We start from the raw sequence: 22172 nt of genomic DNA on the forward strand, positions 1-22172 counted from the left end.
ATCTGACAATAGTTTGCTCAAAAATTGAAGGCGCCCGCGTAGGAGCGTACGCTCATACACTCGGAAAGGACCAACATGGTTATTCCCACTTACCAAATTCATCCCGCAGATGCGCTGCGAAATCCCAAGTCGGCTCTCCTGCCTGACCTGCGTAGCACCATGTTTGGTGCTCTGGAAGAGCCAACTTTCGACATGCATCACCAGGATATCCATGCCATTCAGCTCTCGTCTTCAGTACCTGAGGCCGTGGCGATTCACTTTGAGACCGCCCGCAACCTCTGTCTCTACGCATGGTTTGTTTATCGGTTCTACATGGTTTCAGAAGCACAAGCCTTATCTGCGCTGGAGTTCGGACTGCGCGAACGACTGCCTTCGACATTACCAATTAAATATCACAAAAACCAAGATGCGCCCCCCATGTTGGCGGGCATGCTCCGCTACGTCATCGACCAAAAATTGGTCCGCAACGAAGGGTTTCGGCGCTGGCACCAAGCGGCCGAATTGCGTGCAAAGGAACGCGAAACCGATGAGACCATTCAGATGATGATTGAACAGAACTTGACCAGCCTGGAGAGGGACAGCTCGAGACCTCCAAAAATCAAACCTGAAGATCAGCACTGGGACTTCGTGGAGTATCTAAAGAAAGGGCTTCCGTCTCGACGCAACACCCTCGCGCATGGCAGTTCGATGTTGAGTCGCAACGCTTTAAGTACCCTCGAAATCGTCGCTGAAACCCTGAATCAGCTTTTTCCAGTGTCCGGCACGGTGGGAAATAAGGGGGCCTGAGTCACCACTGTAAGCAGTTCGGCTCGGACCACCAAACCACCCGCATCTAAGCGAGGACTAGGACAAAAACAACGAAAACTGAAGGAGCGGAAATCGACAACCGTTGCGATCGGACTCACCCCGCTTGGGCACTGAGTTCCGCAGCGAAATCCAGCACCCGACTCTGGCGTTCGGAATCCAGACCTTCGTACAGGATCAAAAACTCGGCCAGTCGATCATCGTCGCAATAGAAATAGGCCACCGGCACCTTCAGCACCTCGGCTAGGTTCAGGGCCGTGGCAAATGCCGGCTCGTGCACACCCGTCTCGTAGCGGCTCATCCTCGCGCTGCTGGAGCCTTCATCCAGCCCGATGATCACCCCCAGCTTGTCCTGCGGGATCCCCGCGCGATTGCGGGCGGCGCGCAGGCGCCGGCCGAAAAGCGATGAGGGAGGTGACTGCCGAGGCATTCATCGATATTCGTAGAACGCACTGTTCTTTTCTCTACGTTATTCGTAGAATCAAATGATCTACATCGATCCATGGCCCACGCGTGTCCCATCCCAAATCGCTGTCGCTTCGAGACGCCGTTCTGCAGTTCCTCAAGTCCCACCCTGGGCAAGAGTTCAAATCCCGAGAGCTCGCCGATGGCTTGCAGCTGACCTTTCCCGCACGCTTCCAGGGCAAGGCCGCCAAGCAAATAGCGGCCGAGATTGGCGCGGGAGGTCCACAGTGGCTGCAGAAGTGTCCGACGCTGCACCGATCCGAGGAAGCACCCAGGCGGTACTGGTGGTCGGATGACGCAAATGCCACTGTCGCCGAAACACCCGTGGCCGAGCCCGAAACGTCCGTTCAGAGCGAGCATGCCCTGTACCCTCTTCTCGCGACGTTCCTGATTTCCCGCCACCGCAAGATCTACCCCAAGCGGATCGACGAGAAGAAGTCATCGAACAGCCACGGCAAGGAAGGCAACAAGTGGCTGCACCCCGACATGGTGGGGCTGGAAGAGCTGGCCTCGGGTTGGAGCTACGAGATGAAGAACCTCAGCGCCAAGTCCGGCGCACGGCATGCCAAGCTGTGGTCCTTCGAGGTCAAGGTGGATATCCCCCGCAGCAAGGTCCGCGAGTACTACTTCCAGGCGGTCTCCAACTCCAGCTGGGCCAACTACGGCTACTTGGTGGCGGTGAACATCAAGGACGACGCCATGACGGAGCTGCGCCTGCTCAACGAGCTGCATGGCATCGGCATCATCCGGTTGGACCCCGACAACCCGGCCGACGACAGTGCGATTGAAATTCCCGCGCGAGAACGCCTGGAGGTGGACTGGGGCACCTGCAACCGCATCGCCTCGGAGAACAAGGACTTTCTCAAATACATCCAGCTGACCGCCCACTTCTACGACACCAAGACCACCAGCACCAAGGAATGGGACATTCCATCGCACGCGACCTCGGAAGTTTGATGGGCTCTCTGCCCAAGGGGCCTGAAGAATGGGTGAGCCTCGGTGCCTCCGCGCGGGTTGTCGAGGGTGGATATCCAGGCCAGCCCGATCCATCATCGCGTCGTCCAGAAGTTCAAGTCCCAGGGAGTCACCGGATGGGAAGACAAAACCTTGTTCAGCAAGAAGAACCCGGCCTGAGCCGTGGCCGCCCTCAATCGATCGAATACGCGGGCGATCCGGGAGATTGCGACGGTTGTGGCAGGCCGCTGCGGGACGAGCACTTCTTTGCCGAGATGTGCTTGTCCGCCCATGCCGGTGCCTGGGGGTATCTGTGCTGGGTGTGCACGCAGGTGGACCAGGTTCGTCCGGCTTGGGGACAGGCGCAGTTCTATGAACGCCGGGATGGCAATGACAGGCAGCACGGCCTCACCGCAGGCCCCTGGCGGTGTATTGCCGGTGGCCCGCCCGATCAACACAAACAACAAGGCGACCAGGCATGTGGCTGATCACCCCCGTGGGCTTCTTCAGCGTGGTGCGCAAACCCTCCGACCTCAAGAACAAGACGCTGACGGTGCGTGCCCGCGTGTGTTTGGACCTGGAGGCGCTCCAGGCCCAGTACCTGCCCGAGCTGGGTCCCATCCAGGAAAGCCCGGTCAACGACTACCGGTTCCGGGCCGTGGCGCCCCAGGCCGCCGTGGCCCAAGCCATGGCGCGCCTGGTCGAGGACCTGGACTACGCCAACTTCAAGGACGAGGTGGCCAAGCGCCAAGGCCCTGCCCGCTCGCACCTGTACCACGACGTCTGGTCGGTGCTCTATCGCCTGCAGAAACAACCAGCGGCCAAGACCGCGGCCCCCCCTGCCCTGCGCGTGCACCCCAGGCGAGATCATGCAGGCAAGGAGGTGCCCATCAAGCGCCCCAACAAGGCCTCACCTCTGAGCAACTGGGCCCTCCCCGATCAGGTGGCGGCGGTCCTGCCCGAAGGTCGGCTGCCCGCAACCCTGGGTGCTGTCCCATTGGAGCGCTGGAAAAACGCCCCCTCTTCGCCTGATGCGTGGGAGGCGTTGGCACACGCCTCGCTGATCGATGAGCCGGTTTTCAAGGCCCCCAAGGGCCTGGACCCGGCCGCTGGCGTGGTCGTCCAGGAGCCCGATGGGCGCCTCTGGCTGGTGTGCCCAACCAACCAGTTCGGTGGATACGAGATCACTTTCCCCAAAGGGCGATCAGAGGGCAAGAGCTTGCAGGCCACGGCCCTGTGCGAGGCCAATGAGGAGTCGGGTCTGCAGGTGCGTCTTATCCGCCATCTGGTCGATGTCAAGCGGACACAGACCTACACCCGCTACTACCTGGCCAAGCGGGTCGGCGGGTCACCCGCGGACATGGGCTGGGAGAGTCAGTGCGTGACGCTGGTGCCAGCTTCTCAACTTGGCTCGCTGAATCTGAGCCCGCCCGATCTGGATATCGTGCGCGCCCTGCGGGTTTAAGCCCGCGTCCGGAGCAAAAAAACCCGGCACGAGGCCGGGTGGAACCCACATGATCGTGGGCCCGCTCAGGGAGGTGAAGCGGGGGACGCAAGCGTCCGGCACGGAATGTAAACGATATTTGACGAAGGGTTGTGGTAGCGGCGTTTATCCGTCCCTGCCGGGGTTCTGATTCTTTCGCTGGACTGCACGCCAGCCTTCTCACACACTGTTCTCATACCCCGCCAAAACACCCTTATCTCTTGATCCCCATGGACTGGTTCACCCGCCTCACCGGCTTTCGCGAAGGCCCCTACCTTGAAGCCCAAGCCCAACTGGAAGTTCAGGGAAACACCCTGCGTTCCAAGGTCAATGGGCGCGGCTACGGCATCGGCAGCTTCGAGATGCCGTCACTGGGAGAATTGCGGCAACAGGTGACCGAGGGAGCTGGCGCGACAGGCCGCTTGCGCGTGAGCATCGTGACGGGTGATGTGCGGCAGATGCACCAGCGTCCCGAATACGCGGGCGCCCTGTTCCAGGTGGCCAGCCAGTTCAACGCGCTGGAGATGGTGGGTCCCAGCGTGACGCCAGAGGACGGCGTCACGCGCTACGAGCACGACCGCACCCAGGGCCCTGCCTGCGCCATGGCGGCCGGCGCGGCCACCATCTACCGCAACTACTTCGCGCCTGTGGGTGACCAGATAGGCCAGACGGCAAGTCGACAGTTGAACGGCCTCCAGGACGTGGGCGAGTGCCTGAGCGATTCGCTGGGGTGTGCGGTGTCCGACTTCTGGGAAATGCGCAATGGCTACGCCTTGGCCACTCAACGCGGTTTGGAGCTCATATCTGAACACTTGAACCAACTGTCCGCGGCGGACAGGCGTATGTTGTCCGGACTTCTGCGGATCGGACTGCACCACGATGTCGAGGTGACCGACGCCCCCACCCTGCCCGGCCCGCTGGTCAGCCAGGCCTTCTGTTCGGCCCTGCCCGTGGCCTACGGTCGTGTGCCCCAGCCTCACTGGGAGGCCTTTGCGCGTTTGATCTTGAATGCCGCCTACGAGGCGACGCTTCTGGCGGGGGTGCTCAACGCCCGGCGTGGGAAATCCAACATCGTTCTTCTCACTTCGCTGGGGGGTGGCGCCTTTGGCAATGCACCGCAGTGGATCCAGGACGCCATGGCGCAGGCCCTGGACCTGATGTCTGACCATGACCTGGATGTTCGGCTGGTCAGCTACGGCCCACCCTCGCCTGCCCTGCGTGCACTGGTTCGCTGACAACCCAACAAATCTCATATGAGTTCGCCGTCGGCTGTTGACGGTATCTGGCAACCGCTGGGACCGCCCGACTCAACACATCTTGAGAATCGAATGGGCCATACGGCGTAATATGTCAGCCCATGAGCAACATCGCCGACGCCCTCAAACAAGAAATCGCCCGTGTGGCCCGCAAGGAACTCAAGGATGAGATCGCGGCGCTACGCAAACTCGCCAGCACCCACCGCTCCGACATCGCCGCCCTCAAGCGCGAGCTCAAGGCACTCCACGGTGTGGTGAAGGGATTGCAGAAGGGCTTGAGCCGCCCAGCTGCGGCTCCCTCACCTGAACCCCAGGAAACCCAAACCAAACGCCGTGGCGGGTCAACAGAGTTCAGCGCTGAACAACTGGCAACGCATCGCGCCGAACTGGGCTTGACCCAGGCACAAATGGCGCGATTGATTGGTGCCTCGGCCCTGTCGGTCTACAAGTGGGAATCGGGCAAGGTTCAACCCCGAGCAGTCCAGCAAGAGCAAATCGCCGCCGCGCTCAAACTGGGCAAACGCGCGGTCAAGGCGAAGTTGCAAGAACAGGAAGCATGAGCCACGCGTACAAGACGCACACATCCACCCGGTGGGGCGAGCGCAAAAGCACACCGGGGCCCCAGCCCGCGCCCCAGGCACCGCTGGGCGACGCCCGTTTCCAGTCCTTGCTGGCCAAGGCCAACGCCTTCTTTGCCGAGGCCGAGCGCGACGTGGTGACCGAGCGGGCTACGGTGATCGCCGAGATCCAGACGCTGATGGCCGAATACGGCCTGAGCATTGAAGACCTCCTGGACTGAGGTCCACCGGACCGTGGCCAACCGCTGGGCCGCGTTGAACTTCGCCCAGCGTCTCATATCCCAGCTTCATGCCCTTTGTGACCTCCGACTTGACGGCCCAGCCGGCCCCAGCCAACGCCCCTGTCCGCGGGCGCCAAGCCCCTGCTCGCCCACTGAACGCCTGCCAGAACTGCGGTGCCACCAGCTACCGCACCATCATCGAGCGCGACGGCCAGGGCGAGATGAAACCCAGCGGCCGCTACGCCTGCACGGGTTGCAAGCGGGTGTTTTCTGAGATCGATGAGTGGCGAGGTCTCCAGAACAAAGGTTTGCCAGCGGCATAAGGCCACTCCCGCTGCCCTCACAGATGCTGGGTTCATAAACACCCGGCCGACGCCCCGCCCCTCGCCGCCGCGATTGCGCGGGCAATGTCCTCTCGCACCGCCATGGGTTCAAGCCAGACGCGACAGTTGACCAAGGATCTCTGGCCCGTCAGCCCGTCACCTTCTTGGCTGGCCTGGGCGAGCCCCACGGCGCGCACGCGGATCACTTCATGGGTGGGTAGCGCTTGTAAGTCGCCCAGTCCTTGAAGTCGTCGGTCGTTTTGAACATCGATTGAGGAATATCCGTCCGATACGGTTCCTGCCGGTCCAGGGTTGTCGCCTCGATGAAGATCAGGCCGTTGTCCGCATACCAACAACCGGCCGCGTAACCGAACATCCGAGGAAACATCCGGTGGGTGGTGCCCTGGATGAACACCATGCGCATGCCCATACGCTGGCAGCGGGAGACGCCTTTCTCCGCCAGCCCCTTGGGCAGATCGCTGAGGGCGAACTCCAGGCCGAGCCGCCCACCGTCCAGGGACCGAAGGTACGAAGCCACCAAGGCAGCGTGCGACGCGGTTGCCAAGGTGCAACCAGCAACACACATGACGGCGGCGCGACTGAGGTATTTGATGCTCACATCGCCTCCTTACCAGCACCTGAACACCGGCTTGTCATCGATCCAGAGGTAGCTCAGCTGGCGCGTTGAGGTGTCGACGGCAAACATGACTTCCACAACGCGACCACCTTGCCGTCCGCGAAACGACGTCAACGACATGGTGCCGTCTGTCGCGCTGGAGCTGATCAGGTCGTAGTTCTGCAACAAGTCCAGGTTCTCGGCCAGCGCAGCCATCGTCGAGCGGCACATGAGGCGCTCTTGAATGTAGCTGTCGGGCATTTCCTTCTTGAGCTTGGTGGAGACAACCGTGAACGGGCGGTAGTCGGCGGATTTGACGACCTTGTCAGGCTGCGCCGCGGCGCCGTTGGAAAGAACAAAAGACGAGATCAGCAACGCGACAGCGGTCACGCGCCTGGGCAAACGGGTAGGCATTGACAGAATCCTTATCAAGGTGGTGTGAAGACTGGTCAATGCTACCAAATTGGTAGTAAAAGTGTTTGCTAAAACTTTGACGATCTGCCCTTTCTATTGCTTGGGGCAGGCATGTCGGTGTTCGGTTTGCGCTTGAAAGCAGCGCGATTGCAAGCGGGGCTCTCTCAGGAGCAATTGGGTATCGAGGCCGGACTGGATCCCATGTCAGCCAGCGCGCGGATGAACCGCTACGAGTTGGGCAAACGGGCACCGAATTACGACCTGGCTATTGCACTGGGCAAGGTGCTGGGCGTGCCTGCGGCGTACTTCTATGCCGCCAAGGACGATGAAGCCGAGTTGTTGCTGGAGTTTCAGCGACTGTCTGGCGACGCCAAGCGCAAGCTGCTGCAGTCTCTGAGGGCTTAGCCGGCAAACGCTTGGGGCAGCTTTGCGGCAATTCCGGGCCCCTGGATTACCCCCACCAAGTGGGAGCAAGGTTGTGGATAACTACACGCCAAAGGGCGGGAGCCCGCGCTGGGCCTGGCTTGGCGGCTTTTGCTCAAAAAATGGGCGGCCATCAAGCAATGGCGGTATCAATCTGGTGGGCAGGCTTTAACCCATAGGAACCACGACGCCGACCAGTACTGCCAACTTCAGAAGTCTGAACAAGCAGCCAGCGCCGCAATGACGAAGGTTGCAGACTTCTCGATACCCACGGGTTTCGCATCGCTCAGCGCCGCGGCGGCAGCTCCGTCGCAGTTGCCGCTGGGTTCACACGTTCGGCTTGCCACCAGGCCAGGAAACGGGCGAAGTCACGTTTGAATTCGTCCCGCAGTAACTGCTCATAGATGCGGGAACAGCGGGCGGCGTCGCCAAAGCTCAACACCGAACTGGCCGCCTGGCGCTCGCATTCCACGAACTCCTGGCGCAGTGTTTTCGCCGCGGGCTCGGCGGCTACCGGTGACGATGTTACGACCAGGAGAACGGCCCAGACATGGATCGGGAAGTGGCGGACAATCATTGCATCGCTCCATAATAAGTACCCGCGAGGGCATGGCTCGAGTACAGGCGATGCGCCGGCAGAAGTCCTGAATCGCTGCCGCAGCGCGCTGAAATAGGCCGAAAATCAGCCATACGCGACCGCCAGCGGGCCGAAAGGGGCACACGATGTCGCCGGTACCTGCAGTGAACTCAGCCTTATTTCGCTTCAACGGGTTCGTGCTCGATGTGGCGCATCGTTCACTGCGTCACGCTGATCGCGAGGTCGATTTGCGCCCGCGCAGCTTCGAGGTGTTGGCCTACTTGGTAAGCGCCGCCGGGCGCGCGGTCGGCAAGGACGAGTTGCTCCAAGCTGTCTGGCCCGACGTGGTCGTCACCGAGGACTCGCTGACGCGTTGCATCAGCGACATACGTCAGGCCTTGGGCGATGAAGGCCAGCGTGTCATCAAGACGCTGCCACGGCGCGGCTATGTGTTCGTCGCAACGCTGGTGGATGCGCAACCGGCCCAAGAGCCCGCGGCGCAAGTCATGGCGACCCGAGATGCCCGCCATTGGCCCTGGATGTTCGGCGTGGTGGCTGTGCTGGCACTTCTGGTGGGCCTGGCACCGTGGCGTTGGGGCGGACCAGATTCACAAGCGCCACGCCTGTCGATCGTCGTGCTCCCGCTGACGAGCCGCGATGCCGATGATTCCCAAGGGTGGCTGGCCGACGCGGTGACCGAGGAAATCACGGTCGACCTGTCGCGCATCCCCGACGCCGTTGTCATCGCGCGTGGATCGGCCGAAAGCTACCGCGGCAAAGCCGTCGATGCGCGGCAGATCGGCCGCGAACTCGGCGTTCGCTATGTTCTGGAAGGTCAACTCGAGCACGCGGACGAAGGGGTGCGGCTGCTGCTCCAACTCGTCGATGCCCGTCGCGGCTACGTGCTGTGGGCCGAGCGCATCGAAGGCGAACGGCACGACCTGGCCAGCTTGCGGCAGCGTGTCACCGCAACGGTGGCCAATTCGCTGCAAATCAGGCTCGCAGAGGTCGAATCGTCGCGCTCGCGCCAGCTGCCGACGGCCGATTTGGAGGCCCGCGATCTCGCGCTGCAAGCGTGGTCCCGAGGACAACTCGTCCGTACCCCGCAAGTCGTGGTCGAGCAGCGTGACCTGGCGCAGCGGGCGATTGCGCGTGACGCCAACTCGGCCCTGGCATGGGCGGCGTTGGCACGCAGCTATAACTGGGACGTCAGCCACCGCTACCTGCCTCTTCGCGGCGTGACGCGGGAGCAATGGCTGGACCGCGCGATAGAGGCCTCCGATCGCGCGTACAACCTTGATGCCAACGACCCACGGGTAATCAACGCACGTGCTTTCGCGCTGGCGCTGCGCGGACGCTCGGAGGAGGCGCTGTCACTCTATGAGCGCGCGATCGGGTTGAACCGCAACGACGCGCTCGCCTGGTTCGGTATCAGCTATTCGCACGCGACGCTCGGGCACACCAAGGATGCGATCGCGGCGGGGCACGAAGCGATCCGCTTGAACCCCCGCGATGCCAACATAGGGGGGTTCTACGTCGTGATGGCTGCAGCTCATCTTTACGCGGGCGACGACGCCCAGGCCGTCGAATGGGCGCGGCGCTCTGCCTTGGAGAAGCCCGACTTCAGCGTCGCGTATTCGTGGCTCGCCAGCGCTGCGGCTCTCTCCGGCGACACCGCGACGGCGCAAAACGCTCTGGCCACGTTCCGTCGCCTGCTTCCGCAGTACACGGTGACGTCGTTTCGCGCCGAGAAATTGTGCGCCAACGCGCTGTGCGAGTCTCAGCGCGAGCGTTACTACGAAGGACTGATAAAGGCGGGGCTGCCTGAATGAGTGTTGCCTCCTCGGCGCTTGGTCGCCTGCTGGCGACCTTAAAACGCTGAATCGCCCTGGGGCGACTCAGCGTCAGATGCTCATTGCTCGTGGTTCACGCCGGGTTGAGAACCACTCCAGGTGCAAGCTCTCGATCGGCCGACCGCTGTTGACGAAGGCAGCCACCACGCTGCAGATGAACGCCTGCGGTCCGCAGGCGTACACGTGGGTCAGCAAGGGCGCTTTTGTCAGAAGACTGGGGATTTGGAGACGCCCTTTGTTTTCGCTCCAATTCAGGTGAATGCAATGGGCAAAAGGCTGCCGCTCGATCGTGGTCACAAAGGCCGCCCGCCCTGCATGGCGGGCGCTGTAGTGCAGCTCAAAGGCAGCCCCCAGGTTCCACAAGGTATCCACCATGCAGAGCAGGGGCGCGACACCGATGCCGCCCGCCAGCAACAGGCTGTGCACCGCACTGGTGGCCAGTCTGAATTCATGGCGCGGGGCCAGGATGCGCAAGCGGTCACCGGCCTTCACATCATCATGCAGGCTGGCCGATCCGCCGCGTCCATGGTGCTCGCGCAGCACCGCAATGACATACCGGTGGCGCTCGGAGGCCGGATTGCACAGGGAATAGGGACGAAGGTGGCCGCCGGGTGTGAGCACGTCAATACAGGCGCCTGCTTCAAACGCGGGCAGTGCCTCAACGTTGAGCGGCACCAGTTCCAGGCCAACGATGTCCAGCGCCTCGTTCCACCGCCGGGCCACGCGCACTTCGATCCAGTCCGGCTCAGTCATGTTTTCTTCCCATGCCAATAGATGCGGCAATGCTTGCAGCCGCGTCCACAACAGTGCTGAATGGCCGAGACAGGCACGCCGTAGATGGATGATTGATTTTCTGAGGACACACAGCTTGCACCAGGTGACGTGGACATGACCGATGTTGGCATCTGCAAGGGCTCGTTGCGCGACTCGCGCAGCGCCTCCCCCCTCACCAAAGTCACCACCCGGGAGCCGAAGCGATCAGCCATGCCCTGCTCCTTCAGGCGGCAGTAACACCGCTGGGCGATGACAGCAGCGACTGGGTCACCTGCTCGATGCTCCCATGACCGATGCCGATTTCCCGCAGCAGGCTGTCGATCAACGGTGCCTGCGCGCGGTGGCGCAGCGCTGAATTCACCACCTGTTCCGGCAAGCTGGTGGCGCCCTCTTCACCACCATTGCTCTGTGCACCACCCAAGCCATTGACGCTCAGGATCTTGATGCCTTCGATGCGCTCCATCGGACGCACCGACTCGCGGATGATGGCCTCCATCTTGTCCAGCAATTTCTGGCGGAACAAAGACACCCGCGCTTCGGGCGACAGCATGTTGTGCGACTCGTTCATCAGGCGGGCCGCTTCGGCCTCCAGCCCGGCACGCACGCGCGCCGCGACCATGCGGATCTGTTCGGCGTCCGCCTCGGCCATGGCCTGGGTCTTGATCGCTTCACCGCGGTCGATGGCCGCGGTCTTTTCGGCCTGGACGGCCAGGCGCAGTCGCAGGGCCTCCTTCTCGCCAGCTTGCGCGGCGGCGATCAGCTCGATGGCCTTCTTGCGTTCGGCGCTTTCCACCTCACGGGCCGTGTAGACCTTTTCTTCAGCCACCACCGCCAACGCCCGAGCGGCGTCGGATGCGGCCTGTGCTTCGGATTGCGCCTTGGACTGCTCGGCCACCGCGATGGCCCGACGCTGTTCGGCCAGCTCCAGAGCTGTGCGACGTGCCACCTCAGCAGTCTGGAGCGACTGTTCCTTGCCGATGCGCTCCTGTTCCAGCGTTTGCTCGGCGCGCAGGCGGGCGGTGTCGATGGCTTGCTTGGCCCCGATCTGCACGGCCTCTGCATCGCGCTCCTGCTCGGCTCGTTCCTTGACCACATCGGTGCGCTGACGCGCGCGGGCCATCTCCACCTCGCGCTGCTGGCTCAGGCGCGCGTATTCACCGTCACGGTCGATGTCCAGCACCAGCTTCTCGGTCTCCAGGTTCTTGCTGCGGATCGCGATCAGGGTGTTCTGCTCGACCTCGTTGCGCTCCTTCTTGCGCTGCTCGATCTGCGCGGTCAACCGGGTCAGACCTTCCGCGTCGAAGGCGTTGCTGGGGTTGAAGTACTCCATCGCCGTCTGATCAAGCTGGGTCAGCGACGCGGACTCCAGCTCCAGGCCGTTTTTCAACAGGTCTTCCGCTACGGTGTCGCGCACCGCTTTCACATAGGTGCCGCGTTTTTCGTGCAAGTCTTCCATCGACATGCCAGCGGCCACGGTGCGCAGCGCATCGACGAACTTGCCTTCGATCAGTTGCTTGAGCTGCTCGGCTTCCATGGTCTTGTAGCCCAGCGTCTGCGCTGCAGCGGCCACCGCCTGCGCGCTGGCTTGGACACGCACGAAGAACTCGGCCGTCACGTCCACCCGCATGCGGTCTTTGGAGATCAGCGCCTTGTCCTGGCCGCGCGAAACCTCCAGGCGGACCGTGTTCATGTTCACCGGAATCGCCTCGTGCACCACCGGCAGCACGAAGGCGCCGCCGTCGAGCACAACCTTTTGCCCACCCATGCCGGTTCGAACAAAGGCACGGTCTTTGGAGGAACGCACATACAGCCAGCGCACCAGCCACACGATTAGCGCCAGGACAATGGCCAGCGCAAGTAAGCCCAAGAGAAATGTTCCGAAGTCAGTGCCCGTCATGATGTCATCCTCGTTCTTGGCTAAGTTCAATAAAGGGGAGTGCGTGCGGGTGTCACACGCTGGCTCGGTTCTGGATCAGGTCGCGCATGGCGTGGCCCAGGGCTTCGCCGAAACGCATGTCGTGCAGGGTGTCGATCGAGTCCACCAGCCGCAGCGCTCGTTGGGGCCTGATGCTGCGCAACAAGCTTCTATGCAAGAGGTCCTGCGTGGCCAGCGACTGACCGCCGCCGCCCAGGCGCGCCAGCATGGCCACCGACGGCTGGGCCAGCGCCAGGTGAACCGGGCCGGAAAAGCCCTCGAGCTGGACCGCCAGCCACTCACTCATGCGCTCGACCTCGTCACGCGAGACCGGCACGATGGAGCCGTCCTGCGCCGACGACAAGACCTCACGCTGCAGCAGCCTGGCCGGCACCGGTTGTCCCAAGGAGAATGTCGCCACCTCCAGCAGCGAGGGCACCAGCAGGTAGGGCACGCCGCTGGCGCGCAAGGCTTGAAAGCGACGCTGCACGGCGCTCAAATCGCCACTCACATGCGCCTGCGACACATCCACCGGCGCCAGATCGATGACGCCGGCAACCAAGCCCGAGAGCGCCAGGCGTTCCAGCGTCTCGGCACCGCCTGCGGCCATGTCAAGCACCAGACCATCGAAGGCATCGCCCAGCGCGCGGCGGGCGTTGCGAACAGCAGCGTCCACCAGATCCAGCGACGTGATGCAGACCAGCGGCTTGGAACCACGGTGCAGTGCGGTCGACTCGCGCAGCATGCCCACCATGGCCGAAGCGGCGTGGGCCAGCAGCGTCTCGCTCACACGGTGCAGTTCGCCGATGGGTGCGGCCATGACCAGCACATCGGACATGGTGCCGGCTAGCGGCCGGTCAGAGACCACCATCTTCGGTAGTCCCATGGGCAAACACAGCGCCCCGGCACACCCCGCAGCCGCCGAGCTGCCACGGGCGAGCACCAGCAGTCCACCCACATCCCGGCGCGTGGCCAGGTAAGCGGGGAAGGCCTCGGCCAGCAGTTCAGGCGAAACGCCCTCTGCCGTGGCAGGTGATTTGCGGTCTGCGCTGGGGTGAAATCGCAACAGCTCCCGTACACCGACCTGCGCCGAAGAGAATCCCGAGCCGGCGATGTCGACAGCGACCACACGGGCACCCAGCTGCTCCAGGCAGCGTTTCACATAGGCCAGTTCGCGCGGTTGTTCACCCCAGCTGCCGGCCAGGTAGATGGCGCGGTCAGCGGTTGCGCCTTCGGCCGCGGTCCATTGGCGTGGCTGCGCAGCTTCGGGGACGAAAACCGGCAGCGCTCTGGCGGTCTCCAATGCCCGCTCGGCGGGCACATCGAAACTGTAATCAGGCAGCGGCGGTTGATCGGAACCGTGCGCCCGAACCACCCGCAGCACCTTGGCTCGACCGGCGTCGGAGCCTCCGTCCTCCAATACCGCTGCAGCTTCCTCGGTGGCTGCCCCGGCTTTCAGCCCCAGCAGACGCTGTTGCAGCGCCCGATCCGCCGCCAGCGTCTGCGCCGGCAAGCAATGGGCAATGCGACCATTGACCATGATGGCCACCTGGTCCGCCACCTCCAACGCCACGCCCAGGTTCTGTTCGATCAACAACACCGACATGCTGCGCTCGTCGGCCAGCGCCTTGAGCAGGGTCGCCACCTGCTCGACGATGACCGGGGCCAGTCCCTCGGTGGGTTCGTCCATCACCAGCACACGCGGGTTGAACAGCAAGGCACGGCCGATTGCCAGCATCTGCTGCTCACCACCGGAGAGCTGGGCACCACCGTTACCGCGGCGCTCGGCCAGGCGCGGGAACACCTGGTACACCCGATCCACCGTCCAGGCGCCCTGGCGCGCGGTGCGCGCGGCCAGTTGAAGGGTTTCGTCCACCGTCAGGGAACGCCACACCCGCCGGCCCTGGGGCACGTAGGCTACGCCCAGTCGGGTGATCTGGTCCGGTGTGCTGCCCAGCAGTTCCTGCCCGGCGAACTGCACCGAGCCGCTGGCCGGCACCAATCCGGTGATGGCCTTGCACAGCGTGGTCTTGCCCATGCCGTTGCGCCCCACCACCGCCAGCACGCCTTGCGGGAGCGACAGCGATACGCCTTGCAACGCATGTGCCTGGCCGTAGAAGACATCCAGATTGTCGATGCGCAGCATCGGCTCCGCGCTGGCGCCAACGGCGGCGTTCGGTTCAGTGCTGCGCATGGCGCCCCTCACCCATGTAGATGGCGTGCACGTCGTCGTTGGCCTGGATCTCGTCCGGCGTTCCGCTGACCAGCACACGGCCGTTGTGCATCACCGTCACCTGCTCGGTCACGGTCAGTGCGATGTCCAGATCGTGCTCGATGATCACGAACCCGATGTGGCGCGGCAATGCGCGCAGCAAAGCGACCAGCTCACGGCGTTCTGCGGGTGACAGGCCGGCGGCGGGCTCGTCGAAGAGGATCAGGCGCGGCGAACCCGCCAGCGCCATGGCGATCTCCAGTTGGCGCTGTTGACCGTGTGACAGGGCGCCCACCGGTAGATCGGCAATGGGGTCCAGCCGACCGTGTGCCAGCAGCGCCTCAACCGCACGCGGCGAACTTTCGTCAGAACGAGGCCGCAACAGGCTGAACCGCCCGGGTGAGGCACCGCGGACAGCCAGGAACAGGTTGTCGCGCACCGACAACTCTCGAAACAGCAGCGAGGTCTGGTAGGTGCGCCGAAGGCCCCGGCGCACCCTCTCGTGGGCGGGCAGATGGGTCACCTCTTCGCCGAACAGCAGCACGTGGCCCGCCGTCGGCGGGAAGTCGCCTGTGATGGCGTTGAAAAGGGTGGTCTTCCCGGCGCCGTTGCTGCCGAGCACGCCATAGCGTGCCCCCGCTTCGACGCAGAAAGACACATCGTCGATGGCCCGAAGGGAGCCGAAATGACGGCTCACGCTCCGAAGCTCCAACGCATGCCCCGACAAAAATCCGGTGCTGGCGGCCGCCCCGCGGCCTCCCGGTTGTGTACCCAACATGGCCATCACCTGCTTCCTGCGACTGCGTTTACTTGCACTCGGGGTTGGTGCGGCTGCCAATGCCCATCTTGTCGAACTCGGCCTTGGACAGGCCCAACATCTGGTTGACGTTGGGAACCACCTTCACCACCTTGTTGTAGAGCGAACCATCGGCCGCCTTGGCCACCTCGGTCAGGTACATGTTGGCAATGGCGTTGCGGTTGCCATCGAGCTTCACGTCGCCCGTCGGCGTTTTCAGCGTCATGGTGGACAGCACATTGCGCAGCGCGGTGTGGTTTGCCGAAAGATCGCCCTTGACCGAGTCCATGGCGTCCAAAGCGGCCTTGGTGTTGACGTAGTAGCCGTGCGCGAACAGCGATGGGCTGGGGAAACCGTCCTTGAAGGCGGCCTTGTAGTCGGCCACGAACTTCTTCCAGGCGGCACTGTCGTTGCCGTCGGCAATCGGACTGGAGGCTGGGGTCCCGATGAGCGAATCGCGGCGTTTGCCCTTGTAGCCCAGCACCGTCTGGTCCACCGTGATGGTGCCGCCAATCAGTGGCTTGTTGCCGCCGTTCTGCTCGTACTGGGTCAGGAAGTTGACCGCATCCGAACCGCCGAGCGCCACGTACACGGCATCGATGTCGGCGGGCAATTTGGCGATGACCGAGGAGTAGTCCTTGGTGCCGATGGGCACCCAGTGTTTGTCCGCCACTTTGCCGCCGGCCTTGCAATACTCCATCATGAATCCGGCCACTTGCGAGTAAGGGAACGCGTAGTCCTCGGCCACCACAACGACCTTCTTGTAGCCCTTGGCAAAGGAATGCGAGCCCAGACCGGCCGACCATTGTGCGCCGTCGGTGGAAAACCGGAAGAAGTTGGGCGCCGGGCTGGAGAGCGTGGCTTCTTGGGCTCCTGACGTGCCGTTCAGGAACGTGGTCTGCAGCTGTGTCTTGGCGTAGTCCTTGACGGCGATGCCTTCTGAACCCGAGAGTGGTCCGATCAGGAGCTGCACCTTGTCCTGCTCGACCAGCTTGCGGGCCGCGCTCACGGCAGAGTCGGGCGAACCGTTGGACGAGCCTTTGACCAGCTCGATCTTCTTGCCCCCAGCCATGTAGTTGCGCTCCTTGAGCGCCAGTTCAACGCCACGGATACCGTCCTGCCCCAGCACGGTGAACGCGCCTTCGAGGGTGGCGAGCGCCCCCATCTTGACGGTGTCTTGTGCCACGGCGGGCACGGCGGCAAAGGCGAAGACGACAGCGGTCGCGAGCGGCAGCGGACGAAGGAAGCGGGTCTTGGTCATGGTGTGTCTCCAGGGGTGTTATCGGGAAGTGCCGCCCGGCGTTGGCTGGCGCTGCGTGTCCGGGCGAGCAAGGACGCGCAAACGTTCCCACAGGCCCAGCAGGCCATCGGGAGAAACCAGAATCACAAAGAGGAAAACGCCGCCAATGACGAGGTTGAAGCGTTCACGGCTCACGAAGTCGATGGCGAAGTTCTGCAGCAGCACAAACAGCGCTGCGCCCAGGAAAGCCCCGATGGGGTGGCGCAGGCCACCGAGCACGGCGATCACCAGCACATTGATGAGGGCAGCGGTGTTGATCGACCCCGGCGACACCGCGTGGTTGTAGTAAACGAACAGCACACCACCGGCCCCCGCGATCAGTCCGGCGAGACCATGCGCCAAGAGGCGGTGCTGGGTGACGTTGAAACCCAGCGAGGACATGCGACGTGCGTTGTCCCGCACCCCCTGCAAGCCGATCCCGAAGGTGGAACGGTCGATGTAGAGCACACCGAACACCGCCAGCGCGGACACCACCAGGCATAGGTAATAGAAGGCGCTCGGATGCCCCAGATCAAAGCCAAGCAAGGTGGGCGCCTCGATGTTGGAGAAGCCCTGAAAGCCGTTAAAAGCGGTGTAGTTCTGCTGCGTGAGGTAGAAGAACGCCACACCAATGGCCAGAGTGATCATGATGGTTCGGATGCCTTCCGTTCGTATGGACAAGGCGCCGATCAGCACGGACGAAGCCACGCTCATCACCAATGCCATTCCCACCGCCAGCCAGGGCGCCCAACCCAGGCTGATCGTGGTGACCGACGAGCTGCCGAAGATGGCCACCGTGTAAGCCGCCACACCGGCCACCGTCATCTGCGACAGGCTGACCATGCCACCACTGCCCGCCAGAAAACTCAGCGACAGCGCGATCAGTCCCAGCACCAGGGTCTGAGCGCCGATCTGGAACACAAAAAATGGCGAAGCAACCAAGGGGTAGATGCCCAAGGCGAGCAACCACAGCCCGCCGCGCACCCAGGCCCCGATTTGTTGATCGCTGATGTGAGCGCTGCGGAGGTTGAGCGCCGTGGACGCAGCCGGTGTTTGTGGAGAAAGGCGTGGCGACATAACCTGCTTCGCCGGAGCTGCGAGACGTGTTTGGCTCATCGTTTCACTCCCATCAGACCGTCAGGACGGAAAGCCAGTGCCACCACCAGCAGGACAAAGGTGAACACCACACCGTAAGTGGGCGTGTAGGCCAGACCGAAGGTCTCGGCCAGACCAATCAACAGGGCACCCACGGCCGCTCCCGATATGCTGCCGATGCCACCGACGATCACCACCACCAACGAGGCCAGCAGGTAACGCACGTCCTCCCCCGGGGCAATGGACAGCGCCGTACCCCCGATCACACCGCCCAGGCCCGCCAGGCCCGCGCCAATGGCGAAGGTCACGACAAAAATGCGCTGCACATTTACACCACTGGCCGAGAGCATCTGTCGGTCGTCCACGCCAGCGCGGATCATCATGCCCACGCGGGTGCGGTTGAGCAGCAGCCACAACAACACACCGATCACTACCGCAGCCAGCAACACCAGTACGCGGAAGGTCGGGTAGAAGTTGACGAAGGGCAATGGCATGCGTCCGGACATCCACTCGGGTGCATCGAACTGGTAGGTGTCGCCGCCCCAGATCCACATGAAGACGTCGGCCATCACGATGGACAGGCCAATGGTCACCAGGGTCTGGCGCAACTCCTGCCCCTCCATGCGCCGGAACACCAGCACCTGCATCAGCGCACCCGCCAAGGCCGAGGCGAAGAAGCCGGCAAAAATCGCGAGCGTCCAAGAGCCCGTGACTTGGCCCACGCTGTAGCCGACATAGGCCCCCAGCAGGTAAAGAGAACCATGGGCGAGGTTCACATTTCGCATCAAACCAAACACCAGGGTGAAGCCGCTGGCAACCAGGAAATACAGCGCTGCCAGCGTCAAGCCGTTGAGCAGCGTCAGCAGGAACAGGCGGGTGTTGTGCGTCAGGCCCGCTACCACCACAGCTGTGGCGAACAGGACAAGGACGACCGAGACCGCAGAAGGGCGGACGCTCATGGGCGGCGCTTTCAAGAAGGGGTGAGCAGACGTCAGTGGTGGTGACCGTTGCCGGAGCGACCTTCGGACACCATCGGCGACTTGTGGAACTCGCCGTCTTTCATCACCGCGAGCAGGCGGTTGGCTTTTTGCAGCACCGCGATGTCGGCCAGCGGGTCGCCATCGACGAGCAGCAGGTCAGCGAGAAATCCTTCTTTGATCTGTCCCAGTTCGTGCGGACGCATCATGATCTTTCCGCCCTCGCGGGTGGCCGACATCAGCGCATCCATTGGGCTCATGCCGATGTACTTGACGAAATACTCCAGGTCTTTCGCATTGGTGCCGTGTGGCATCCAGGCAAAGCCATAGTCCCCACCGGGCAGAATCTTGATGCCACGTTTGTGGATCTTCTTCATCGTTTCAATGGCGGCTTCCAACTCTCGCATATAGCCCATCTGCTCGGCCACTTCGGTGGTGATGCCATAGGGCGCGGCGTTGTAACAGGTGTTGATCAGCCACGCCAGACCGGGGGCCAGAAAGTGCTTGTCCTTGTTGGCTTCCAGCATGTCCAGCGCTTCCTCGTCAGCAAAGCTGGCGTGGTAGATCACTTCGATGCCATGGCGAACACACTGCTTGACCGATTCTGCGGAGCGGGCGTGTGCAGCCACGCGCTTGCCCAGACGTTTGGCCTCGCGAACGGCCATCGAGATCTCTTCCTCTGAGAAAGGCGTCAACTCGGCCGACAAGCCGGTGATGTATTCACCCGACAGGTTCAATTTGATCTGGTCCACGCCGTACTTCACGAACATGCGCACGGCGGCGCGCATCTCCTCGGGGCCGCTGACCACATGGGCAAAACTCAACTCGGGGAAAGGCAGGTGAGGCAGCGTCTGGTCGCCCAGACCACCGAGGTGGCAGATTTCCTGGCTGCCCGCGATGTAACGCGGCCCGGGGTAGTCGCCGTTGACAATGGCGTTGCGCGTCACCACATCCAGCCTGGCCTTGGCCGTCGCGGCGCCCACACACGAGGTCCATCCCATGTCCAGGTAACGCTTGGCCACACGCATGCACCACAGAATGTGTTCCTCCGGCGGCATCATCTGGATCGCGGACAAGGTGGGCTGATCGTTCCAGGAAAAGTGCGTGTGGGCCTCGGTCATGCCGGGCATGAGGAACGCCCCTGCGGCGTCGATGACCTGCTGGGCACCATAGCTGCTGCTGCCAGGTCCGCCCCGTCGCACCTGGGCAATCCGGTTGCCTTGGATCAGCACTTCGCCGCTGTAGGGCTGAGCACCACTGCCGTCAAAAATGCGTGCGTTGGTGATGAGAAAGTCACCCATGTCATGTCTCCGAATCGTTGTCAACGCCGGATGCGTCCGGCGGCGTGGCCGTCAGCTGCGGCAAAAAAAATCTTCCAGCTGTTGAGCGCACTCGGTCGGACGCTCGAAGGTCGTCCAGTGGCCGCAGCGGCTGAACACCTCGACACGGGCGTTGGGCAATCGGCGCGCCATGTCCCTCACGGTGCTGGGAGGCGCGACGCCGTCTTCGTCGCCTGTGACCAACAACACGGGCACGGCGATGTCTTCCAGCGGCGCCGATTGCGCATCGGCCAGGGCATCGCACGAGCGGCCATACCCCTGGGCGTCCTGGCGCATGAGGCTTTCTCGCACCAGCGCCACCGCCACGGGCAGGCTGTCGCGGGTGGAGGCCGCTGTTGCACCCGAAACGATGGCGTCGGCAATCTCCTGCATCGCCACCGTGCCGCCATTGCGCGCCTTCTGTGCCCGGGCACGGATGTTGGGTCTGGCCGCGTCGGGCGGGCATGCCAGGGGACCGAACAGCGCCATGGACTTGACCAAGGCTGGCAGGCGAACCGCCACGTGCTGGCACACGATGCTGCCCATCGAGTGCCCCACGAATCGGGCACCAGCGATATTCAGGTGCCTGCACACCGCGATCACGGTGTCGGCCATGCCTTGGATGCTCAAGCCATCGGCGCCCGCGCCAGAGCGCGCGCTACCGGGCAGATCGATGCGGACCACCGTATGACCTCGCATGGCCCGCAGCAGCGGTGTCCAGGTGTTGCTGGTGCCGCCCAGACCGTGGATGCAGACGATGGGTGGGCCATCGCCGTCCACTTCGACGGCAACACCTTCGATATATTGGGTGCTCATGGCCACGCTCAGACGAACTTGTTCTCGATGGCCCCCAGGCCGTCGATCTCGACCCGGACCACGTCGCCCGATTTCAGGTAGCGGGCCGGTTTCATGCCCATGCCCACACCGGCCGGCGTGCCGGTGGCGATCATGTCGCCCGGAAACAGCGTGATGCCACGCGAGATGGTCTCGATCAACGTGGGGATGTCGAAAATCATGTTCTCGGTCGGGCCGTCCTGGCGCAGTTCGCCATTGACCCAGCAACGCACACGGGTCTTGCGGCCATCCAGCTCGTCGGCTGTGACTGCCCAAGGGCCGGTTGGACAAAAGGTGTCGAAGGATTTGCCCATGTCCCACTGCTGGTGGCGCATCTGCACGTCGCGTGCCGTCACGTCATTGACCACGGTGTAGCCCCACACATGGCCCATGGCCTCGGAGCGGCTGATGTTCTTGCCTCCCTTGCCAATGATCACCATCAATTCCGCCTCGTAGTCGATCTGATCCGAAATGCCCACCGGCACCTGGATGTCATCAAAAGGCCCGACGACACACTCGGGAACTTTGGTGAAAACGATGGGCCAAGACTCGGGGTTGGCATCGTTGTCCTTGAACACCGATGTCTGCAGCTCTTTGGCATGGGCGTGGTAGTTGCGGCCCACACACCAGACGTTGCGGCGCGGCACGGGTAGCGGTGCATCCAGCTGAACCGATGAAGTCGGCAGGGTCGCGCCCCCCACGCCAGGTACAGCCGCCCCCTCGGCCATCAGTTCCACAATGGCGAGGACACCACGTTCGGCCTGCTGTCGTGGCAGCGCCAGGGGCGTGACCGAGGTACCGTCGGGCGACACAATGCCAACCTGGCGTTGACCACCCCAAAAATAGCTTGCGTAACGCATATCGTCGTCCTTCAACTTGAACCGCTGGGTTGATCTGCACATGAAGCAGATCGCGTAGAAGGACTGTAGAAATTCGCCGCAAACGGCGCTTATCGCTCCATCCATTGACTTATCGCAAAGTCTGGCCCGCTTATCCGTGCTTAC

Annotated in this window: 24 protein-coding genes; 8 read left to right on the forward strand and 16 right to left on the reverse strand. The window is 63.0% G+C overall.

Annotated features, from left to right (window positions below):
• Window positions 1-75: 75 nt before the first annotated feature.
• Window positions 76-786 (forward strand): hypothetical protein, encoded by a 711-nt coding sequence (locus AAHB17_RS21160; RefSeq protein WP_342132910.1) that lies wholly within the window; start codon window positions 76-78, stop codon window positions 784-786.
• Between the two features lie 115 nt (window positions 787-901).
• On the opposite strand, the gene AAHB17_RS21165 is transcribed toward AAHB17_RS21160, so the two are convergent.
• Window positions 902-1234, reverse strand: coding sequence for a helix-turn-helix domain-containing protein (locus AAHB17_RS21165; protein ID WP_342132911.1), 333 nt, complete (start codon window positions 1232-1234; stop codon window positions 902-904).
• 359 nt (window positions 1235-1593) lie between these two features.
• Here AAHB17_RS21165 and AAHB17_RS21170 point away from each other — a divergent pair, with 359 nt between their 5' ends.
• A complete protein-coding gene (locus AAHB17_RS21170; RefSeq protein WP_342132912.1) occupies window positions 1594-2226 on the forward strand; it encodes a hypothetical protein in 633 nt (210 codons plus the stop codon).
• Window positions 2227-2318: 92 nt separating this feature from the next.
• Here the strand turns inward: AAHB17_RS21170 and AAHB17_RS21175 are convergent, their stop codons facing one another.
• Window positions 2319-2690, reverse strand: coding sequence for a hypothetical protein (locus tag AAHB17_RS21175; RefSeq protein WP_342132913.1), 372 nt, complete (start codon window positions 2688-2690; stop codon window positions 2319-2321).
• An 11-nt stretch (window positions 2691-2701) separates the two neighbouring features.
• Between AAHB17_RS21175 and AAHB17_RS21180 the strand changes: the two genes are divergently transcribed.
• The 4 genes from AAHB17_RS21180 (at window position 2702) to AAHB17_RS21195 (ending at window position 5761) form a co-directional block, all read left to right on the forward strand.
• Window positions 2702-3688, forward strand: coding sequence for an NUDIX hydrolase (locus tag AAHB17_RS21180; RefSeq protein ID WP_342132914.1), 987 nt, complete (start codon window positions 2702-2704; stop codon window positions 3686-3688).
• A 248-nt stretch (window positions 3689-3936) separates the two neighbouring features.
• Window positions 3937-4941 (forward strand): hypothetical protein, encoded by a 1005-nt coding sequence (locus tag AAHB17_RS21185; RefSeq protein ID WP_342132915.1) that lies wholly within the window; start codon window positions 3937-3939, stop codon window positions 4939-4941.
• A 122-nt stretch (window positions 4942-5063) separates the two neighbouring features.
• Window positions 5064-5522 carry a helix-turn-helix domain-containing protein gene (locus tag AAHB17_RS21190; RefSeq protein WP_342132916.1) on the forward strand — a complete coding sequence of 153 codons (459 nt, stop codon included), beginning with the start codon at window positions 5064-5066 and terminating at the stop codon, window positions 5520-5522.
• Entirely contained in the window at window positions 5519-5761 is a 243-nt protein-coding gene (locus AAHB17_RS21195; protein ID WP_342132917.1) for a hypothetical protein, read from the forward strand. Before AAHB17_RS21190 ends, AAHB17_RS21195 begins: the two co-directional genes overlap by 4 nt.
• A 525-nt stretch (window positions 5762-6286) precedes the next feature.
• Here the strand turns inward: AAHB17_RS21195 and AAHB17_RS21200 are convergent.
• Both AAHB17_RS21200 and AAHB17_RS21205 read right to left on the reverse strand, forming a co-directional pair.
• Window positions 6287-6703 (reverse strand): hypothetical protein, encoded by a 417-nt coding sequence (locus AAHB17_RS21200; protein WP_342132919.1) that lies wholly within the window; start codon window positions 6701-6703, stop codon window positions 6287-6289.
• A gap of 9 nt (window positions 6704-6712) precedes the next feature.
• Window positions 6713-7114 (reverse strand): hypothetical protein, encoded by a 402-nt coding sequence (locus AAHB17_RS21205; protein WP_342132920.1) that lies wholly within the window; start codon window positions 7112-7114, stop codon window positions 6713-6715.
• 111 nt (window positions 7115-7225) lie between these two features.
• Between AAHB17_RS21205 and AAHB17_RS21210 the strand changes: the two genes are divergently transcribed.
• Entirely contained in the window at window positions 7226-7519 is a 294-nt protein-coding gene (locus AAHB17_RS21210; protein WP_342132921.1) for a helix-turn-helix domain-containing protein, read from the forward strand.
• Between the two features lie 304 nt (window positions 7520-7823).
• Here the strand turns inward: AAHB17_RS21210 and AAHB17_RS21215 are convergent, their stop codons facing one another.
• Complete coding sequence (locus AAHB17_RS21215) at window positions 7824-8114, reverse strand: hypothetical protein (RefSeq protein WP_342132923.1); 291 nt, start codon at window positions 8112-8114, stop codon at window positions 7824-7826.
• 146 nt (window positions 8115-8260) lie between these two features.
• Between AAHB17_RS21215 and AAHB17_RS21220 the strand changes: the two genes are divergently transcribed.
• Complete coding sequence (locus tag AAHB17_RS21220) at window positions 8261-9946, forward strand: winged helix-turn-helix domain-containing tetratricopeptide repeat protein (protein ID WP_342132924.1); 1686 nt, start codon at window positions 8261-8263, stop codon at window positions 9944-9946.
• A gap of 72 nt (window positions 9947-10018) precedes the next feature.
• Here AAHB17_RS21220 and AAHB17_RS21225 read toward each other — a convergent pair whose 3' ends face one another.
• The 11 genes from AAHB17_RS21225 to AAHB17_RS21275 form a co-directional block, all read right to left on the reverse strand.
• Window positions 10019-10720, reverse strand: a complete 702-nt coding sequence (locus AAHB17_RS21225) for a ferredoxin reductase (RefSeq protein WP_342132926.1) — start codon at window positions 10718-10720, stop codon at window positions 10019-10021.
• Window positions 10717-10953: a hypothetical protein gene (locus tag AAHB17_RS21230; RefSeq protein ID WP_342132927.1), complete on the reverse strand. Its 237-nt coding sequence runs from the start codon at window positions 10951-10953 to the stop codon at window positions 10717-10719. The genes AAHB17_RS21225 and AAHB17_RS21230 overlap by 4 nt, the downstream gene beginning before the upstream one ends.
• A gap of 11 nt (window positions 10954-10964) precedes the next feature.
• Complete coding sequence (locus tag AAHB17_RS21235) at window positions 10965-12638, reverse strand: flotillin family protein (RefSeq protein ID WP_342132928.1); 1674 nt, start codon at window positions 12636-12638, stop codon at window positions 10965-10967.
• Window positions 12639-12690: 52 nt separating this feature from the next.
• Entirely contained in the window at window positions 12691-14850 is a 2160-nt protein-coding gene (locus AAHB17_RS21240) for an ATP-binding cassette domain-containing protein (RefSeq protein WP_342132929.1), read from the reverse strand.
• Window positions 14837-15565 carry an ABC transporter ATP-binding protein gene (locus AAHB17_RS21245; protein ID WP_342132931.1) on the reverse strand — a complete coding sequence of 243 codons (729 nt, stop codon included), beginning with the start codon at window positions 15563-15565 and terminating at the stop codon, window positions 14837-14839. Before AAHB17_RS21245 ends, AAHB17_RS21240 begins: the two co-directional genes overlap by 14 nt.
• A gap of 109 nt (window positions 15566-15674) precedes the next feature.
• Window positions 15675-16925 carry an ABC transporter substrate-binding protein gene (locus AAHB17_RS21250; RefSeq protein WP_342132932.1) on the reverse strand — a complete coding sequence of 417 codons (1251 nt, stop codon included), beginning with the start codon at window positions 16923-16925 and terminating at the stop codon, window positions 15675-15677.
• 18 nt (window positions 16926-16943) lie between these two features.
• Window positions 16944-18059 carry a branched-chain amino acid ABC transporter permease gene (locus AAHB17_RS21255; RefSeq protein WP_342132933.1) on the reverse strand — a complete coding sequence of 372 codons (1116 nt, stop codon included), beginning with the start codon at window positions 18057-18059 and terminating at the stop codon, window positions 16944-16946.
• On the reverse strand, window positions 18056-18997 hold the full coding sequence (locus tag AAHB17_RS21260; protein WP_342132934.1) for a branched-chain amino acid ABC transporter permease: 942 nt from the start codon (window positions 18995-18997) through the stop codon (window positions 18056-18058). The genes AAHB17_RS21255 and AAHB17_RS21260 overlap by 4 nt, the downstream gene beginning before the upstream one ends.
• Window positions 18998-19029: 32 nt before the next feature.
• Window positions 19030-20316, reverse strand: coding sequence for a metal-dependent hydrolase family protein (locus AAHB17_RS21265; protein WP_342132935.1), 1287 nt, complete (start codon window positions 20314-20316; stop codon window positions 19030-19032).
• Window positions 20317-20367: 51 nt separating this feature from the next.
• A complete protein-coding gene (locus tag AAHB17_RS21270; RefSeq protein WP_342132936.1) occupies window positions 20368-21150 on the reverse strand; it encodes an alpha/beta fold hydrolase in 783 nt (260 codons plus the stop codon).
• A gap of 8 nt (window positions 21151-21158) precedes the next feature.
• Window positions 21159-22028: a fumarylacetoacetate hydrolase family protein gene (locus AAHB17_RS21275; protein ID WP_342132937.1), complete on the reverse strand. Its 870-nt coding sequence runs from the start codon at window positions 22026-22028 to the stop codon at window positions 21159-21161.
• Between the last annotated feature and the right edge of the window lie 144 nt (window positions 22029-22172).

Source organism: Hydrogenophaga sp. OTU3427, assembly GCF_038440225.1.
In the GTDB taxonomy this organism is placed as follows: domain Bacteria; phylum Pseudomonadota; class Gammaproteobacteria; order Burkholderiales; family Burkholderiaceae_C; genus Hydrogenophaga.

What these genes read in the sequence shown, in the direction of transcription:
- AAHB17_RS21190 (WP_342132916.1), top strand. Translation starts at nt 5,064, where the DNA reads ATGAGCAACATCGCCGACGCCCTCAAACAAGAAATCGCCCGTGTGGCC.
- AAHB17_RS21230 (WP_342132927.1), bottom strand. Translation starts at nt 10,953, where the DNA reads ATGGCTGATCGCTTCGGCTCCCGGGTGGTGACTTTGGTGAGGGGGGAG.
- AAHB17_RS21185 (WP_342132915.1), top strand. Translation starts at nt 3,937, where the DNA reads ATGGACTGGTTCACCCGCCTCACCGGCTTTCGCGAAGGCCCCTACCTT.
- AAHB17_RS21220 (WP_342132924.1), top strand. Translation starts at nt 8,261, where the DNA reads ATGTCGCCGGTACCTGCAGTGAACTCAGCCTTATTTCGCTTCAACGGG.
- AAHB17_RS21240 (WP_342132929.1), bottom strand. Translation starts at nt 14,850, where the DNA reads ATGCGCAGCACTGAACCGAACGCCGCCGTTGGCGCCAGCGCGGAGCCG.
- AAHB17_RS21160 (WP_342132910.1), top strand. Translation starts at nt 76, where the DNA reads ATGGTTATTCCCACTTACCAAATTCATCCCGCAGATGCGCTGCGAAAT.
- AAHB17_RS21265 (WP_342132935.1), bottom strand. Translation starts at nt 20,316, where the DNA reads ATGGGTGACTTTCTCATCACCAACGCACGCATTTTTGACGGCAGTGGT.
- AAHB17_RS21165 (WP_342132911.1), bottom strand. Translation starts at nt 1,234, where the DNA reads ATGCCTCGGCAGTCACCTCCCTCATCGCTTTTCGGCCGGCGCCTGCGC.
- AAHB17_RS21215 (WP_342132923.1), bottom strand. Translation starts at nt 8,114, where the DNA reads ATGATTGTCCGCCACTTCCCGATCCATGTCTGGGCCGTTCTCCTGGTC.
- AAHB17_RS21195 (WP_342132917.1), top strand. Translation starts at nt 5,519, where the DNA reads ATGAGCCACGCGTACAAGACGCACACATCCACCCGGTGGGGCGAGCGC.
- AAHB17_RS21210 (WP_342132921.1), top strand. Translation starts at nt 7,226, where the DNA reads ATGTCGGTGTTCGGTTTGCGCTTGAAAGCAGCGCGATTGCAAGCGGGG.
- AAHB17_RS21275 (WP_342132937.1), bottom strand. Translation starts at nt 22,028, where the DNA reads ATGCGTTACGCAAGCTATTTTTGGGGTGGTCAACGCCAGGTTGGCATT.
- AAHB17_RS21205 (WP_342132920.1), bottom strand. Translation starts at nt 7,114, where the DNA reads ATGCCTACCCGTTTGCCCAGGCGCGTGACCGCTGTCGCGTTGCTGATC.
- AAHB17_RS21250 (WP_342132932.1), bottom strand. Translation starts at nt 16,925, where the DNA reads ATGACCAAGACCCGCTTCCTTCGTCCGCTGCCGCTCGCGACCGCTGTC.
- AAHB17_RS21180 (WP_342132914.1), top strand. Translation starts at nt 2,702, where the DNA reads ATGTGGCTGATCACCCCCGTGGGCTTCTTCAGCGTGGTGCGCAAACCC.
- AAHB17_RS21260 (WP_342132934.1), bottom strand. Translation starts at nt 18,997, where the DNA reads ATGAGCGTCCGCCCTTCTGCGGTCTCGGTCGTCCTTGTCCTGTTCGCC.
- AAHB17_RS21270 (WP_342132936.1), bottom strand. Translation starts at nt 21,150, where the DNA reads ATGAGCACCCAATATATCGAAGGTGTTGCCGTCGAAGTGGACGGCGAT.
- AAHB17_RS21235 (WP_342132928.1), bottom strand. Translation starts at nt 12,638, where the DNA reads ATGACGGGCACTGACTTCGGAACATTTCTCTTGGGCTTACTTGCGCTG.
- AAHB17_RS21225 (WP_342132926.1), bottom strand. Translation starts at nt 10,720, where the DNA reads ATGACTGAGCCGGACTGGATCGAAGTGCGCGTGGCCCGGCGGTGGAAC.
- AAHB17_RS21255 (WP_342132933.1), bottom strand. Translation starts at nt 18,059, where the DNA reads ATGAGCCAAACACGTCTCGCAGCTCCGGCGAAGCAGGTTATGTCGCCA.